General features: G+C 35.0%; 14 protein-coding genes and 4 tRNA genes. All 18 read right to left on the reverse strand.

Translation table 11 applies throughout. The annotated features are described in order from the left end of the window. Nucleotides 1-201: 201 nt before the first annotated feature. A complete protein-coding gene (locus K5I29_RS08260) occupies nucleotides 202-513 on the reverse strand; it encodes a DUF3467 domain-containing protein (protein WP_264432370.1) in 312 nt (103 codons plus the stop codon). Between the two features lie 11 nt (nucleotides 514-524). Then, nucleotides 525-4,823, reverse strand: coding sequence for a DNA-directed RNA polymerase subunit beta' (gene rpoC, locus K5I29_RS08265; protein ID WP_264432372.1), 4,299 nt, complete (start codon nucleotides 4,821-4,823; stop codon nucleotides 525-527). 79 nt (nucleotides 4,824-4,902) lie between these two features. Further along, nucleotides 4,903-8,718: a DNA-directed RNA polymerase subunit beta gene (gene rpoB / locus K5I29_RS08270; protein WP_264432375.1), complete on the reverse strand. Its 3,816-nt coding sequence runs from the start codon at nucleotides 8,716-8,718 to the stop codon at nucleotides 4,903-4,905. 122 nt (nucleotides 8,719-8,840) lie between these two features. Continuing rightward, the gene (gene rplL / locus K5I29_RS08275) at nucleotides 8,841-9,206 is read right to left on the reverse strand and encodes a 50S ribosomal protein L7/L12 (protein WP_264432377.1); all 366 of its coding nucleotides are present in this window, start codon (nucleotides 9,204-9,206) and stop codon (nucleotides 8,841-8,843) included. 54 nt (nucleotides 9,207-9,260) lie between these two features. Further along, a complete protein-coding gene (gene rplJ, locus K5I29_RS08280; protein WP_264432379.1) occupies nucleotides 9,261-9,758 on the reverse strand; it encodes a 50S ribosomal protein L10 in 498 nt (165 codons plus the stop codon). A gap of 22 nt (nucleotides 9,759-9,780) precedes the next feature. Then, a complete protein-coding gene (gene rplA / locus K5I29_RS08285) occupies nucleotides 9,781-10,470 on the reverse strand; it encodes a 50S ribosomal protein L1 (RefSeq protein WP_264432381.1) in 690 nt (229 codons plus the stop codon). Nucleotides 10,471-10,483: 13 nt separating this feature from the next. Beyond that, on the reverse strand, nucleotides 10,484-10,927 hold the full coding sequence (rplK, locus tag K5I29_RS08290) for a 50S ribosomal protein L11 (RefSeq protein ID WP_264432384.1): 444 nt from the start codon (nucleotides 10,925-10,927) through the stop codon (nucleotides 10,484-10,486). 65 nt (nucleotides 10,928-10,992) lie between these two features. Next, nucleotides 10,993-11,547 carry a transcription termination/antitermination protein NusG gene (gene nusG / locus K5I29_RS08295; RefSeq protein ID WP_264432386.1) on the reverse strand — a complete coding sequence of 185 codons (555 nt, stop codon included), beginning with the start codon at nucleotides 11,545-11,547 and terminating at the stop codon, nucleotides 10,993-10,995. Nucleotides 11,548-11,552: 5 nt separating this feature from the next. Then, the gene (gene secE / locus K5I29_RS08300; protein WP_264432387.1) at nucleotides 11,553-11,750 is read right to left on the reverse strand and encodes a preprotein translocase subunit SecE; all 198 of its coding nucleotides are present in this window, start codon (nucleotides 11,748-11,750) and stop codon (nucleotides 11,553-11,555) included. A gap of 19 nt (nucleotides 11,751-11,769) precedes the next feature. Beyond that, nucleotides 11,770-11,840 (reverse strand) — tRNA-Trp (locus tag K5I29_RS08305). Nucleotides 11,841-11,888: 48 nt separating this feature from the next. Continuing rightward, nucleotides 11,889-13,076 carry an elongation factor Tu gene (gene tuf, locus K5I29_RS08310; protein WP_264432389.1) on the reverse strand — a complete coding sequence of 396 codons (1,188 nt, stop codon included), beginning with the start codon at nucleotides 13,074-13,076 and terminating at the stop codon, nucleotides 11,889-11,891. A 57-nt stretch (nucleotides 13,077-13,133) separates the two neighbouring features. Beyond that, nucleotides 13,134-13,205 (reverse strand) — tRNA-Thr (locus tag K5I29_RS08315). Between the two features lie 18 nt (nucleotides 13,206-13,223). Then, a tRNA-Tyr gene (locus tag K5I29_RS08320) sits at nucleotides 13,224-13,305 on the reverse strand. A gap of 42 nt (nucleotides 13,306-13,347) precedes the next feature. After that, nucleotides 13,348-13,421 (reverse strand) — tRNA-Thr (locus K5I29_RS08325). Between the two features lie 100 nt (nucleotides 13,422-13,521). Beyond that, nucleotides 13,522-13,818: a ribosome hibernation-promoting factor, HPF/YfiA family gene (gene hpf / locus K5I29_RS08330; protein ID WP_264432391.1), complete on the reverse strand. Its 297-nt coding sequence runs from the start codon at nucleotides 13,816-13,818 to the stop codon at nucleotides 13,522-13,524. A 22-nt stretch (nucleotides 13,819-13,840) separates the two neighbouring features. Further along, nucleotides 13,841-14,740: a tyrosine-type recombinase/integrase gene (locus K5I29_RS08335; RefSeq protein ID WP_264432393.1), complete on the reverse strand. Its 900-nt coding sequence runs from the start codon at nucleotides 14,738-14,740 to the stop codon at nucleotides 13,841-13,843. Nucleotides 14,741-14,812: 72 nt separating this feature from the next. Further along, entirely contained in the window at nucleotides 14,813-15,007 is a 195-nt protein-coding gene (gene rpsU, locus K5I29_RS08340) for a 30S ribosomal protein S21 (RefSeq protein ID WP_264432395.1), read from the reverse strand. Between the two features lie 118 nt (nucleotides 15,008-15,125). After that, on the reverse strand, nucleotides 15,126-16,517 hold the full coding sequence (locus tag K5I29_RS08345) for a glutamate decarboxylase (RefSeq protein WP_264432397.1): 1,392 nt from the start codon (nucleotides 16,515-16,517) through the stop codon (nucleotides 15,126-15,128). Between the last annotated feature and the right edge of the window lie 63 nt (nucleotides 16,518-16,580).

Raw genomic sequence — 16,580 nt, forward strand, 5'->3', positions numbered from 1 at the left:
ATAATTTTAAATGAACAAATCGTTAAGATGTCTGAATTTAATACGCCTTCGCAATTAAACACCACAATATAGTACATTTTTAGCGCAAAAGAAAGAATTTAAAGAACATTTTAACATACCTTTTTAGTAATAATCTGATCAAAAAAATGTACTAATTACAAATAAAAAAAGCCCTTACTTAAAAGTAAGGGCTTTTGTATTTTAAGCATCTCCAGATGGTCCTAAATTGTAAGGAGAAACGTTTGTTACTCCGCCTTCTTTAATAGGTCCGTTAATGCTTTCATATTTTTGAATATTATCTGTTAATGCAGTTAACAATCGTTGAGCATGCTGTGGAGCCAAAATAATTCTGGACTTCACTTTAGCCTTAGGTGCCCCAGGCATAATATTCACAAAATCGAAAACAAATTCAGAATTTGAATGGTTTATAACTACCAAATTTGCGTAAGTGCCATCGGCTGTTTTTTCATCCAACTCAATACTGATTTGATTGTTTTGCGTTACATCACTCATGTATTGTTTTATTAAAAGTTAAAACTTTCTTTGTTTGCAATTAACTCGTTGTATTCTTCTTTAGATCCAACAATGGTATCGTCATAATCTCTTAAACCAGTTCCGGCAGGAATTCTATGTCCAACAATAACGTTTTCTTTTAATCCTTCTAAGCTATCAACTTTACCAGCTACAGCTGCTTCGTTTAATACTTTAGTTGTTTCCTGGAACGATGCTGCAGAAATGAATGACTTAGTTTGTAACGATGCTCTTGTAATACCTTGTAATATTGGTGTTGCAGTTGCAGGAACTACATCACGAGCAATTACTAAGTTTTGATCGTTACGTTTTAGCAATGAATTCTCATCTCTTAATTCGCGAGCAGAAATAATCTGACCTGCTTTTAAGTTTTCAGAATCTCCTGCATCTTCAATAAACTTCATTCCATACAATTTGTCATTTTCAAGAATAAAATCATGAGTATGAACTAATTGCTCTTCTAATAAAAGCGTATCTCCTGGATCTTCAATTCTAACTTTACGCATCATTTGACGAATAACTACCTCAAAGTGCTTGTCAGAAATTTTTACCCCTTGTAGGCGATAAACTTCTTGAATTTCGTTTACTAAATATTGTTGTACCGCAGATGGTCCTTTAATTCTTAAAATATCTTCAGGAGTAATTGCTCCGTCTGATAATGGTGATCCCGCTTTAACGAAGTCATTTTCTTGAACTAAAATTTGGTTAGATAATTTTACTAAGTATTTTTTAATCTCACCGAATTTAGATTCCACAATGATTTCACGGTTACCACGTTTAATTTTACCGAATGAAACTACACCATCGATTTCTGAAACTACAGCTGGGTTTGACGGGTTACGAGCCTCTAATAACTCTGTAATACGTGGTAAACCTCCTGTAATATCACTTGCTTTAGATGAACGGCGTGGAATTTTAACTAAAATTTTACCTGATTTAATTTTTTCTCCATCGTTAACCATTAAGTGAGAACCTACTGGTAAGTTGTATGAACGAATTAATTCGCCGTCTTTAGAATACATTAATAAAGTTGGAACTAACTTTTTATTACGTGCTTCAGAAATAACTTTTTCTGTAAAACCTGTTTGTTCGTCAATCTCAACTTGGAACGTTTGTCCTTGCTCTAAATCTTCATAAGCAATTTTACCATCTGTTTCTGCAATGATAACCCCGTTATATGGGTCCCATTTACAAATAACAGCTCCTTTTTCTACAACATCACCATCTTTTACAAAGATTGATGAACCGTAAGGAATGTTATGCGTATTTAAAACAATACCAGTTGTTGTATCTACTAATTTATATTCTGTAGAACGAGAAACAACGATATCTACAACGTTACCTTCTGTATCTTCACCTTTAACTGTTTTTAAATCTTCGATTTCTAAACGTCCTGCAAATTTAGTTAGTAAGCTTGATTCTTCAGAAATACCTCCTGCAACCCCACCAACGTGGAATGTACGAAGCGTTAACTGAGTACCAGGTTCACCAATAGATTGTGCAGCAACTACACCAACAGCATCACCACGTTGCGCAATGTTATTTGTTGCTAAGTTACGTCCGTAACATTTAACACAAATACCTTTTTTAGCTTCACAAGTTAGTGGTGAACGCACCTCCATATTTTCAACAGGAGATTCGTTGATTTGTTTTGCAATGGCTTCAGTAATTAATTGCCCTTCAGCAACAATTACATCACCAGTTAATGGGTTAACAACATCTAATAATGCTACACGTCCTAAAACTCTTTCACCTAATGATTCAATAACTTCATCATTTTTCTTAAGTGCTTCGATTTCGATACCACGTAAAGTACCACAATCTTCAATGTTAACAATAACATCTTGAGCAACATCATGTAAACGACGAGTTAAATAACCAGCATCGGCAGTTTTAAGAGCCGTATCGGCAAGACCTTTACGAGCACCGTGCGTAGAGATAAAGTATTCAAGAATTGATAAACCTTCTTTAAAGTTAGATAAAATTGGGTTTTCAATAATTTCACCACCTCCTGCAGCAGTTTTCTTAGGTTTAGCCATTAATCCACGCATACCTGTTAACTGACGAATCTGCTCTTTAGATCCACGAGCACCAGAATCAAGCATCATAAATACTGAGTTGAATCCTTGTTGGTCTTCACGGATATTACGCATCGCCGCTTCTGTTAACATGGCGTTTGTTGATGTCCAAACGTCAATTACTTGGTTGTAACGTTCGTTGTTGGTAATAAGCCCCATGTTATAGTTCATAGAAATTACATCAACCTGAGCGTTAGCATCAGCAATTAAAGCTGGTTTTTGTTCTGGAATTTTGATATCACCTAAAGAGAAAGATAATCCACCTTTAAACGCGTAACCATATCCCATGTTTTTAATATCGTCTAAGAACTGAGCCGTAGTTGGTACATCAGTTTTAGCTAATATGCTTGAAATAATATCACGTAACGATTTTTTATTTAAAACCTCGTTAATAAATCCTGCTGCTTCTGGAACTACTTCGTTAAATAAAATACGACCAGCTGTAGTAGAAATAATTTTGTATACTAATTCACCATTTTCATTAAAATCTTTAGCACGTACTTTAACACCTGCGTTAAGATCTAATTTACCTTCGTTAATAGCAATATGAACTTCTTCTACCGAATAGAAAATTTGACCTTCACCTAGAATTGGATGTTCTGGAGTAGATTTTCTTTCTTTAGTCATGTAGTAAAGACCAAGAACCATATCCTGAGATGGTACAGTAATAGGCGCACCATTTGCAGGGTTTAAGATATTGTGAGAAGCTAACATTAATAATTGCGCTTCTAAAATAGCTTCTGGTCCTAAAGGTAAGTGAACCGCCATCTGGTCACCGTCGAAATCGGCGTTGAACGCAGTACACACTAATGGGTGTAAACGGATTGCTTTACCTTCAATTAACTTAGGCTGGAATGCTTGGATACCTAAACGGTGTAACGTAGGAGCACGGTTTAATAAAACTGGGTGACCTTTAATTACATTTTCTAAAATATCCCAAACAACTGGCTCTTTTTTATCTATAATCTTTTTAGCAGACTTAACAGTTTTTACAATACCACGCTCAATTAATTTACGAATTACGAATGGTTTGTAAAGTTCAGCAGCCATATCTTTTGGAAGACCACATTCGTATAATTTTAATTCAGGTCCAACAACAATTACCGAACGCGCAGAATAATCTACACGTTTACCAAGTAAGTTTTGACGGAAACGCCCTTGTTTACCTTTTAACGAATCTGATAACGATTTTAATGGTCTGTTAGATTCTGTTTTAACAGCAGATGCTTTACGTGTGTTATCGAATAGTGAATCTACCGCTTCTTGTAACATACGTTTTTCATTACGTAAAATTACTTCTGGCGCTTTAATTTCAACTAAACGTTTTAAACGGTTGTTACGAATAATAACACGACGGTATAAATCATTTAAATCTGAAGTTGCAAAACGACCACCATCTAACGGAACTAACGGACGTAATTCTGGTGGAATAACCGAAATTACTTTTAAAATCATCCATTCAGGACGGTTTTCTCTGTTTTTGTTTGATTCACGGAAAGCTTCAACAACTTGTAAACGCTTTAAAGCTTCAGTTTTACGTTGTTTAGATGTTTCGTTATTCGCAGCATAACGTAAATCAGCAGATAAAGTTGCTAAATCCGTACGCGCTAATAAATCCATAATACATTCAGCACCCATTTTAGCGATGAATTTATTTGGATCGTTATCATCTAAATATTGATTTTCCATTGGTAATGAATCAAGAATATTTAAATATTCTTCTTCAGTAAGGAAATCTAATTTTTTAACTGGTTCACCTTCTGCATTTACAGCATTACCTGGTTGAATTACTACGTAACGTTCGTAGTAAATAATCATATCTAATTTTTTAGATGGTAAGCCTAAAACGTAACCAATTTTGTTTGGTAAAGAACGGAAGTACCAAATGTGTGCAATTGGCACCACTAAGTTGATGTGCCCTACACGGTCACGACGAACTTTTTTCTCGGTAACTTCAACACCACAACGGTCACAAACGATTCCTTTGTAGCGAATTCTTTTATATTTACCACAAGCACATTCGTAATCTTTTACAGGACCGAAAATTCTTTCACAGAAAAGACCATCACGTTCAGGTTTGTGTGTACGATAATTAATAGTTTCTGGTTTTAACACCTCACCTCTTGACTCAGCCAAAATAGATTCTGGAGAAGCAAGACCTATAGAAATCTTGTTAAACCTTTTTACGGTACTTTTATCTTTATTTTTACTCATGATAATCGTATTATCGATTGTTAAAATATTTTGAAATAAGGGAATCAATCGGGATTGATTCCCTTAAATGTAAAAATTATTATTCTTCTAATCTGATGTCTAAACCTAATCCTTTTAATTCATGCATTAATACATTGAATGATTCAGGTAATCCAGGTTCTGGCATAGCTTCACCTTTTACGATAGCTTCGTAAGTTTTAGCTCTACCAATTACGTCATCCGATTTAACAGTCAAGATTTCTCTTAATGTGCTTGATGCTCCATAAGCTTCTAAAGCCCAAACCTCCATCTCTCCAAAACGCTGACCTCCAAATAAAGCTTTACCTCCTAATGGTTGTTGCGTAATTAATGAGTAAGGACCAATAGAACGTGCGTGCATTTTGTCATCAACCATGTGTCCAAGTTTTAACATGTAAATAACACCCACTGTTGCTTTTTGGTGGAAACGGTCACCAGTACCTCCGTCATATAAGTACGTATGTCCAAAACGTGGCACACCTGCTTCGTCAGTTAAGGCATTAATTTGGTCTAAAGATGCACCATCAAAAATTGGTGTTGCATATTTTGTACCTAATTTTTTACCTGCCCAACCTAAAACGGTTTCATAGATTTGTCCAATGTTCATACGAGATGGTACTCCAAGTGGATTTAACACGATATCAACCGGTGTTCCGTCTTCAAGGAATGGCATATCTTCAGCACGAACAATTTTCGCAACAATACCTTTGTTACCGTGACGTCCAGCCATTTTATCACCTACTTTTAATTTACGTTTTTTAGCAATGTAAACTTTAGCAAGTTTTAAAACTCCTGATGGTAATTCGTCACCAATAGAAATAGTTACTTTTTCTCTACGTAATTCACCTTTGTAGTCATTTAATCTAATTTTGTAGTTGTGAATCAAATCGGTAACCATTGCGTTGGTTTCTTCATCTGTTGTCCACTGACCTTTAGTTAAATGTGCAAAATCTTCTACAGCGTGTAGCATTTTTTGCGTGTATTTTTTACCTTTTGGTAAAATTTCTTCACCTACATCGTTAAATACACCTTGAGATGTTTTACCGTTAACGATAGTAAATAGCTTTTCTACTAATTCATCTTTTAATTGAACAAATTTAACTTCAAAACGAGCTTCAAGTTCAGCAATTTCTTCCTTGTCTTTTCCGCCACGTTTGCGTTTGTCTTTGTTCGCTTTTTGGAATAATTTTTTATCTAAAACTACCCCTCTTAACGATGGTGTTGCTTTTAATGATGCATCTTTTACATCACCAGCTTTGTCACCAAAAATTGCGCGAAGTAATTTTTCTTCTGGTGTTGGATCTGATTCTCCTTTAGGAGTAATTTTACCAATTAAAATATCACCAGGTTTTACTTCAGCACCAATACGAATCATTCCGTTTTCATCTAAATCTTTAGTAGCTTCTTCAGAAATATTTGGAATATCGTTCGTTAATTCTTCTGGTCCTAATTTAGTATCACGAACTTCTAATGTATAATCGTCAATGTGAATAGATGTAAAAATATCTTCACTAACAACTTTTTCAGAAATTACAATTGCATCCTCAAAGTTGTATCCTTTCCATGGCATAAATGCAACTTGCATGTTACGTCCTAGAGCTAATTCACCGTTTTGAGTTGCATAACCTTCACATAAAACTTGACCTTTAACCACTTTATCACCTTTTCTAACAATAGGTTTTAAGTTGATTGAAGTACTTTGATTCGTTTTACGGAATTTAATTAGGTTGTACGATTTCTCGTCTGTATCAAAACTTACTGCACGTTCACGTTCTGTACGATCGTAACGAATAGTAATTTTAGTTGCATCAACATAAACAACTTCACCTGTTCCTTCAGCATTAATTAAAACACGAGAATCAGTAGCCACTTGTTTTTCTAATCCAGTACCTACAATTGGAGATTCTGGACGTAATAAAGGTACTGCCTGACGCATCATGTTCGATCCCATTAAGGCACGGTTGGCGTCATCGTGCTCTAAGAACGGAATTAATGATGCAGAAATAGATGCAATTTGGTTTGGTGCTACGTCCACGAAATCTAATTCTTTCGGTTCGATTACCGGGAAGTCTGCATCTTGTTTTGCAATTACTTTTTCGTCAGTAATTGTTCCGTCTGCAGCTACACCAATATTTGCTTGTGCGATTAATTTACCTTCTTCTTCTTCAGCAGATAAGTAAACTGGATCATTAACAATATCAATAACTCCGTCAACAACTTTACGGTAAGGAGTTTCAATGAATCCCATTTTGTTCACTTTAGAGTAAACTGAAAGTGAAGAGATTAACCCAATGTTTGGTCCTTCTGGAGTTTCAATAGGACATAAACGTCCGTAATGTGTATAGTGAACGTCACGAACTTCGAAACCAGCACGTTCTCTAGATAAACCTCCAGGTCCTAATGCAGATAAACGACGTTTGTGCGTAATTTCAGCTAATGGGTTTGTTTGGTCCATGAACTGAGAAAGTTGGTTGGTACCAAAGAAAGAGTTAATTACTGCAGATAATGACTTTGCGTTAATTAAATCAATCGGTGTGAATACCTCGTTATCACGAACGTTCATACGATCTTTGATTGTACGAGCCATACGTGCTAAACCAACACCAAATTGTGCAGAAAGTTGTTCACCAACAGTTCTTACACGACGGTTAGATAAGTGGTCGATATCGTCAATCTCTGCTTTAGAGTTAACTAATTCGATTAAGTATTTAACGATAGTGATAATATCTTCTTTCGTTAAAACTTGCTTATCCATTTCAATGTTTAAACCAAGCTTTTGATTTATTCTATAACGACCTACATCACCTAATGAATAACGTTGGTCAGAAAAGAATAATTTATCTATAATGCCACGAGCAGTTTCCTCATCAGGCGGTTCAGCATTACGCAACTGACGGTAGATGTGCTCTACAGCTTCTTTTTCTGAGTTTGTTGGGTCTTTTTGTAAGGTATTGTGGATAATAGTGTAATCTGCTTGGTTGTTATCCTCTTTATGTAAAAGAATGGTTTTTACATTTGCATCGATAATTTCCTCTACATTATCTTTATCTAAAACCGTATCACGGTCTAAGATAATCTCATTACGCTCAATAGATACTACCTCTCCAGTATCTTCATCCACAAAGTCCTCGTGCCATGTATTTAAAACACGAGCAGCTAAACGACGTCCAATGTATTTTTTAATTCCTGTTTTAGAAACTTTGATTTCTTCTGCAAGGTCAAAAATCTCTAAAATATCTTTATCACGTTCAAATCCGATAGCACGGAATAACGTAGTTACAGGTAACTTTTTCTTTCTATCGATATACGCGTACATTACACTATTGATATCGGTAGCGAACTCAATCCAAGATCCTTTAAAAGGAATTACACGAGCTGAGTATAATTTTGTACCATTCGCGTGGAATGATTGTCCAAAGAAAACACCAGGTGAACGGTGTAACTGAGAAACTACAACGCGTTCAGCTCCGTTAATTACGAAGGTACCGCTTGGAGTCATGTAAGGAATAGATCCTAAAAATACATCTTGTACAATAGTTTCAAAATCCTCGTGCTCTGGGTCAGTACAATATAATTTTAAACGAGCTTTTAAAATTACGCTATAAGTTAAGCCTCTTTCAATACACTCTTCAATGGAATAACTAGGCGGGTCAATAAAATAATCAAGAAATTCTAATACGAATTGGTTTCTTGTATCATTAATTGGAAAGTTCTCCATAAAGGTATTATAAAGACCTTCTTTACCCCTATCTTCAGATTTTGTTTCCAACTGGAAAAAATCTTTAAAAGACTTAATCTGAATATCTAAAAAATCAGGATACACAGGGATGTTTTTCGTCGAGGCGAAATTTAATCTTTCAGTCTGATTTGCTAACATCAATGGACAAATTTTGATTAAAAAAATATAAAGTAACGTACAATTATATTATACGCAAAAATGGTTTAGGCGCATGAGAGCAATCTCATGGCCTAAACCTATATTATAAACAATTGTTTATATTATTTAAGCTCAACTACAGCACCAGCTTCTTCTAAAGATTTTTTAAGACCTTCAGCCTCGTCTTTAGAGATACCTTCTTTAACGTTAGCAGGAGTTGAATCTACTAAATCTTTAGCTTCTTTTAATCCTAAACCTGTTAATTCTTTAACAGCTTTAACTACAGCTAATTTAGATGCTCCAGCTTCTTTTAATACTACAGTGAATTCAGTTTGCTCTTCAGCTGCTGCTTCTCCACCTGCTGCTACAACAACTGCTGCTGCTGCTGGTTCAATTCCGTATTCGTCTTTTAATATAGTTGCTAATTCATTAACTTCTTTAACTGTTAAGTTAACTAATTGTTCTGCGAATTGTTTTAAATCTGCCATTTTTCTATCTTTTAAAATGATTTTGTAAAAATATAATTTATAAAGTGCGTTCTATTATTCAGCAACCTCTTCTCCTTCGAATTGGTTTTTAAGAGCAGAAATAACTCTTTGTGCTGGTGATTGAAGTAATCCAATGATTTCTCCAATAACTTCTTCTTTAGATTTAAGAGATGCTAATGAATCTAATAAGTTGTCACCAACATAAATTTCTTCATTAATGTAAGCACCTTTTAAAAGTGGTTTATCAGATTTTGCACGGAAAGATTTAATTACTTTTGCTGGAGCGTTAGCTACATCAGCAATCATAATTGCAGTATTTCCTTTTAAAGTTTCTGGTAATTCACCGAAGTTTAATGTAGAACGCTCCATAGCTTGCGCTAATAAAGTATTTTTAACAACTTCTAATTGGATACCAGCTTTAAAACAAGCTCTTCTTAAGTTTGAAGTAGTATCTGCATTTAGTCCTGAAATATCAGCTAAGTAAACAATGTTTACTCCTTCTAACTGTGCAGTTAAACCTTCAATCGCGATTGATTTCTGTTCTCTAGTCATACTAAAAATTTTTAACTACCAATTATACTGCTTTAGGATCTAAAGCAATTGCAGGACTCATAGTACTTGAAATATGAATTGACTTAATATAAGTACCTTTAGCTGCAGTTGGTTTTAATTTGATTAATGTTTGGATGATTTCGTAAGCATTTTCTTGGATTTTGTCAGCATCAAAAGATACTTTTCCAATACCTGCGTGTACGATACCAGTTTTATCAACTTTGAAGTCGATTTTACCAGCCTTAACTTCTTGAACCGCTTTACCTACTTCCATAGTTACAGTTCCTGTTTTAGGGTTTGGCATTAAACCACGTGGTCCTAAAATACGACCTAATGGACCTAATTTACCCATAACAGCTGGCATAGTAATGATAACATCAACATCAGTCCAACCATCTTTTATTTTTTGTAAGTACTCGTCTAAACCAACATAGTCAGCACCAGCTTCTTTAGCTTCAGCTTCTTTATCTGGAGTAACTAACGCTAATACTCTTACATCCTTACCAGTTCCGTGAGGTAATGTTACTACACCTCTAACCATTTGATTCGCTTTACGAGGATCAACTCCTAATCTAACAGCGATATCAACAGACTCGTCGAATTTTGCAGAAGCAACTTCTTTAATTAATGCAGATGCATCTTTTAAAGAGTATAATTTATTCTTCTCAATTTTCGAAACAGCCTCTTTTTGCTTTTTTGTTAACTTTGCCATGTCTTAATTCTGTTTACTTTTGAAAAGGAGCATCTCCTGTTACTGCAATACCCATAGATCTAGCTGTACCAGCTACCATACTCATAGCTTTCTCAATTTCGAAAGCGTTTAAGTCTGGCATTTTGTCTTCAGCAATAGCTCTAACTTGATCCCAAGTAACATTTGCTACTTTTTTACGGTTTGGTTGACCAGAACCTGACTTAGCTTTAGCTGCCTCTAATAATTGAATAGCAGCAGGTGGAGTTTTAACAACAAATTCAAATGATTTGTCTTTGTACACAGTAATTTGCACTGGTAACACTTTGCCAGGTTTATCTTGTGTTCTAGCATTAAATTGCTTACAGAACTCCATGATATTAACCCCAGCAGCCCCCAAAGCAGGTCCAACCGGTGGCGATGGATTCGCAGCACCTCCCTTAACTTGTAGTTTAACTACTTTACTAATTTCTTTTGCCATTGTTTCTAAAATTTAACATCTTTCAATTGGAAGCGATTGATGTTTATATAATTATTAATTAATTATTACATTCTTTCAACTTGAGTAAAACTTAATTCTAAAGGTGTTTTACGGCCAAAAATCTTAACCATAACCTCAAGTTTACGTTTCTCTTCGTTGATTTTTTCGATAGTACCAGAAAAACCATTAAAAGGCCCATCAGAAACTTTTACATTCTCACCTACATTAAATGGAATATTAACATGAACCTCTGTTACAGACGCTTCGTCAACCATACCTAAAATACGATTAATCTCAGATTGTCTTAAAGGAACTGGATCCCCCCCTCTAGTTTCACCTAAAAAACCAATAACACCAGCTATCGACTTAATGATGTGAGGAATTTCTCCAGTAAGATTCGCTTCAACCACAACATACCCTGGGAATGAAATACGATCTTTCAGTGTTTTTTTTCCGTTTTTATCCTCGTGAGGAACTTTCTCTACAGGCACTAAAACCTGAGATACATAATCCTGCATTCCTAAACGGCTAATTTCTGTTTCAATAAAGTTTTTAACTTTATTTTCTTGACCGCTAACTGCACGAACTATATACCATTTTCTTACAGTATTTTCACTCATATTACTTATCCTTTTAACCAATTAAAAAAGACACTTAAAGCTTTTTCAAAAACAGTGTCTACACCCCAGGTTGCAAGTGATAACAAAATTGAAAAAATAGCTACTATAATAGTATATTTTTGCACCTCGCCACTGGTAGGCCAAGTAACATTTGTTTTAAGCTCAACAAATGCATCTGTTATATAGTTAAAAACTTTGGTCATATGATTATATTTTTACTTGCACGGGTGGAGGGATTCGAACCCCCATCAACGGTTTTGGAGACCGCTATTCTACCCTTGAACTACACCCGTATAAATCGGCAGCAAATATACTACCGATTTTTTATAAAAACTAATAAATTAGTCTAAGATTTCAGTTACCTGACCAGCACCTACTGTACGACCACCCTCACGGATAGCGAAACGTAAACCTACCGACAATGCGATTGGCGATAATAATTCAACAGTAATAGTTAAGTTATCTCCAGGCATAACCATTTCAGTTCCTTCTGGTAATTGAATAGTACCAGTTACGTCAGTTGTACGAACGTAGAATTGAGGACGGTAGTTGTTATGGAATGGAGTGTGACGTCCACCTTCTTCTTTTTTAAGGATATAAACCTCAGCTTTAAATTTAGAGTGTGGTTTAACAGATCCTGGTTTAACAATAACCATACCACGACGGATATCAGTTTTATCAATACCACGTAATAATAAACCTACGTTATCACCAGCTTCTCCACGGTCTAAGATTTTACGGAACATCTCAACCCCTGTAATTGTAGAAGTTAATTTATCTGCACCCATACCGATAATTTCAACTGGATCACCTGTATTAGCAACACCTGTTTCAATACGACCTGTAGCAACAGTACCACGTCCTGTAATTGTAAACACGTCTTCAACTGGCATTAAGAATGGTTTGTCAGTATCACGTACTGGCTCTTCAATCCAAGCATCAACAGCAGCCATTAATTCCATTACAGAATCAACCCATTTTGGCTCACCGTTTAAAGCTCCTAAAGCAGAACCTTTAACTACTGGTCCGTTATCACCATCATAATCATAGAATGATAATAAATCACGAACTTCCATTTCTACTAATTCTAACAACTCTTCGTCATCAACCATATCAACTTTGTTTAAGAAAACAACGATACGAGGAATACCTACTTGACGACCTAATAAGATGTGCTCACGAGTTTGAGGCATTGGCCCGTCTGTAGCAGCACATACTAAAATAGCACCATCCATTTGAGCAGCACCAGTAACCATGTTTTTCACGTAATCCGCGTGACCTGGACAGTCAACGTGAGCATAGTGACGGTTAGCAGTTGAGTACTCAACGTGAGAAGTGTTAATTGTAATACCACGCTCTTTTTCTTCTGGAGCATTGTCGATAGAATCGAATGAACGCGCTTCAGATAAACCTGCATCAGCTAATACTTTAGTAATAGCAGCAGTAGTTGTTGTTTTACCGTGGTCAACGTGTCCGATAGTACCAATATTTAAATGGGGTTTCGAACGATCAAAGGTTTCTTTTGCCATGATTTAATAATTTAATCTTAGTTATATAATTAGTGTTCAAATTTAATTAACTCTATGAGCCAACGACGGGATTTGAACCCGTGACCTCTTCCTTACCAAGGAAGCACTCTACCCCTGAGCTACGCCGGCTTATAAAAAATTTAATTGTGGGGAGAGCAGGATTCGAACCTGCGAAGACATAGTCAGCAGATTTACAGTCTGCCCTCGTTGGCCGCTTGAGTATCTCCCCGTTATGAAATTACAATATTTTAAAGTACTTAAAACACCTTAGAGCCGATAGAGGGACTCGAACCCACGACCTGCTGATTACAAATCAGCTGCTCTAGCCAACTGAGCTATATCGGCATCAAAATGAACAGTCCGCTATTTCTAACGGACTGCAAATGTATATAATTTATTTATCAATAAAAAGATTTTTTTTTTTTTTTTACTGAAAACATAAAAATTATGCTCTAGTTTTTTCTTTTTTCTTGATCAGTAACCTTTCTAACGAATCTGAAGCCGAATCCACCCCTTCTTCAAAGGTACGAAATTGTTTTTTTACTACTAAGTCTTCTCCAGGAATTCCTAATTTAATATCCACACATTTATTATCTTTTTCTGAAGTATTTTCAACTTTTAAAAATACATCAACCGTAATGAGCTTGTCGTAGAATTTTTCTAGCTTAGAAACCCTTTCATTTATAAAATCAACTAACTTTCTGTCAACATTGAAATTTACTGCTTGGATATTTACTTTCATATATTAAGTATTTGGGTTAAACTTATTTTATATTTCTTGGATGCGCTTTTTTATACACGTTTTTAAGTTCACTTAAACTGCTATGCGTATAAATTTGAGTTGCTGCCAAACTACTATGCCCTAATAATTCTTTAACCGAATTTAAATCAGCTCCTTGGTCTAACAAGTGCGTTGCAAAGCTGTGACGTAACACATGAGGACTTTTTTTCACCTTCTCTGATACATTACTAAAATACGAATTAATTAATCTATAAACAAATGATTGACTCAATTTATTTAAAGAATTAGATAAGATTAATTGCTTATCTGCCTCAATAACTACCCCACAATTTTTTAAGTGATTTCTATACAAACCAATCCAATATATGGTTGAAGGCAAGACCGGCAGTATTCGTTCCTTATTACGTTTCCCTAAAACTTTTATTGTTTTTTGCTCCGCGTCAAAATCTGAATTTTTTAGCATTATCAATTCAGATTTACGCATACCGGTTGTATAAAGCATTTCAATTATTAAACGATCTCGTACAGCAGAAATATCAGATTCAATAACTTCAAAATCTTGTACCGATTGCATTTCTTTTTCAGAAAAAGGAACCTGAATTTTTTTTGGTGTTTTTAGCGCCTTATGTGCTACCAAGGGCGACGTTTGTATAACCTTACATTTAATTAAAAATTTATAAAAAGCTTTTAACGAAGCAATTTTTCTGTTAATACTTAGATTAGAAATACCTTGATCTACTAAATGAACAATCCAAGTACGGATTATCGGATAAGTAACCTCAACCAGCTCATCAGATGCATCAGCTTCATTTAAAAACCGCTCAAAAAACAACACGTCGTTTTGATACGCAACCACAGTATGTGATGCATATTTTTTTTCTTTTTCTAAATAAGCAACAAATGCTTGAATAAATGTATTCATGTAAAAACAAAAAACCGTTAAACACAAAGTTAACAACTTGTGCTTAACGGTAATATTATATATCAAAAATAATTATGCTTCTAGAGCATCTTTTAATCCTTGAATGTATTGCGCTTTTTGTCTTTTCGCTCTGTTTAAAACAGAAGGCTTATCAAATTGTTGACGCGCTCTTAATTGACGAACAGTTCCAGTTTTGTCAAATTTACGTTTGTAACGTTTTAACGCTCTGTCGATGTTTTCACCGTCTTTAATAGGAATAATTAACATGTTTTCATACACCTCCTCTCATTTGGATTGCAAAGATAGGAGTTTTTTTTTAGAAAAACATGATTTTATACTAAAAAACAAAAAAAAGAGTCAAAAATAAATATGACTCTTGTATTTTTTAATGTTGAAATGTTGCTGAATCATCTGCATCTGAAGATGATGCAACAGGGTGTTTTTTAAAGAATTCAATACAACGCTTTAAATCTTCTAGCATTAAAGTTGCCATATCATGACTAAATCCATGGCGAACCAAAACACGTTGAATAACCATATCTTCACAATTTGATGGTAATGAGTACGAAGCAATATTCCAGCCGCGCATACGCATTCTATCAGATAAATCAAAAAGGTTAAACCCAGGATTTACTCCTTCTTTAAGTACCCAAGCCGCACCAGGAACACCGCCTTTACCGTCGTAAAGAATATCAAACAATCCTATTTTAGCAATTTCTTGCGCAATATATTGTCCGTGATCTGAACAAGCTTGCTGAATAGCTGTGTAACCTTCGCGGCCTAAACGTAAAAAATTATAATATTGAGAAATAATTTGTCCGCCTGGTCTAGAAAAGTTTAATGCGAACGTTGGCATGTTACCACCCAAATAATTTACATTAAAAACTAAATCTTCTGGTAAATCTTCTTTTGTTCTCCAAACAATCCATCCCACACCTAAAGGTGACAATCCAAATTTATGTCCTGAGGTATTGATTGATTTTACACGTGGTAATTTAAAATCCCACACAACATCTTGATGAATAAATGGTGCTAAAAACCCACCGCTTGCACCATCTACGTGAATTGGAATATCTAATCCGGTATCTTTTTGTAATTTATCTAACGCATCGCTTACAGCTTTTACGTTTTCGTATTGCAAGGTAAAAGTTACCCCTAATGTTGGAACAACACCAATGGTATTTTCGTCTACACGTTTTAAAACTTCTTCTGGAGACATTAATAATCTGCCATGTTCCATCGGAATTTCGCGAATTTCTACATCAAAATAACGTGCAAATTTATGCCAACATATTTGAACAGGACCTGTAATAATGTTTGGTTTATCTGTAGGCTTACCTTCTTTTTGTCGTTTTTCTCTCCATTTCCATTTTAAAGCTAAACCACCTAACATAGCTGCTTCACTAGATCCGGTTGTGGAACAACCTATCGTGCTTTCACTTTCTGGTGCATGCCATAAATCAGCTAACATATTCACGCAACGATTTTCAATTTCTGCCGTTTGTGGATATTCATCTTTATCAATCATGTTTTTGTCAAGGCTTTTATCCATGATTTCATGAATTTGATCATCTAAAGATGTTTGACAAAAGGTTGATAAATTTTGTTTTGCGTTTCCGTCTAACAACAACTCATCTAAAATTAAATCTTTTACGGATTTAGGATCATTTGATACTTCTGGAATTTTATACACAGAACCATCCTGTAAACTAATACGTCCTGAATACGCATCAGGGAACTGATCTTTTTTAGGTTTGTTAACTGAATGTAATGCCATGTTTTATTTGAATAGGTTAAAATTAATATTGTCTAACTTGTAGCTTTTACTCTGTAGTAACGA

The organism is Flavobacterium agricola (assembly GCF_025919725.1).
Taxonomy (GTDB): domain Bacteria; phylum Bacteroidota; class Bacteroidia; order Flavobacteriales; family Flavobacteriaceae; genus Flavobacterium; species Flavobacterium agricola.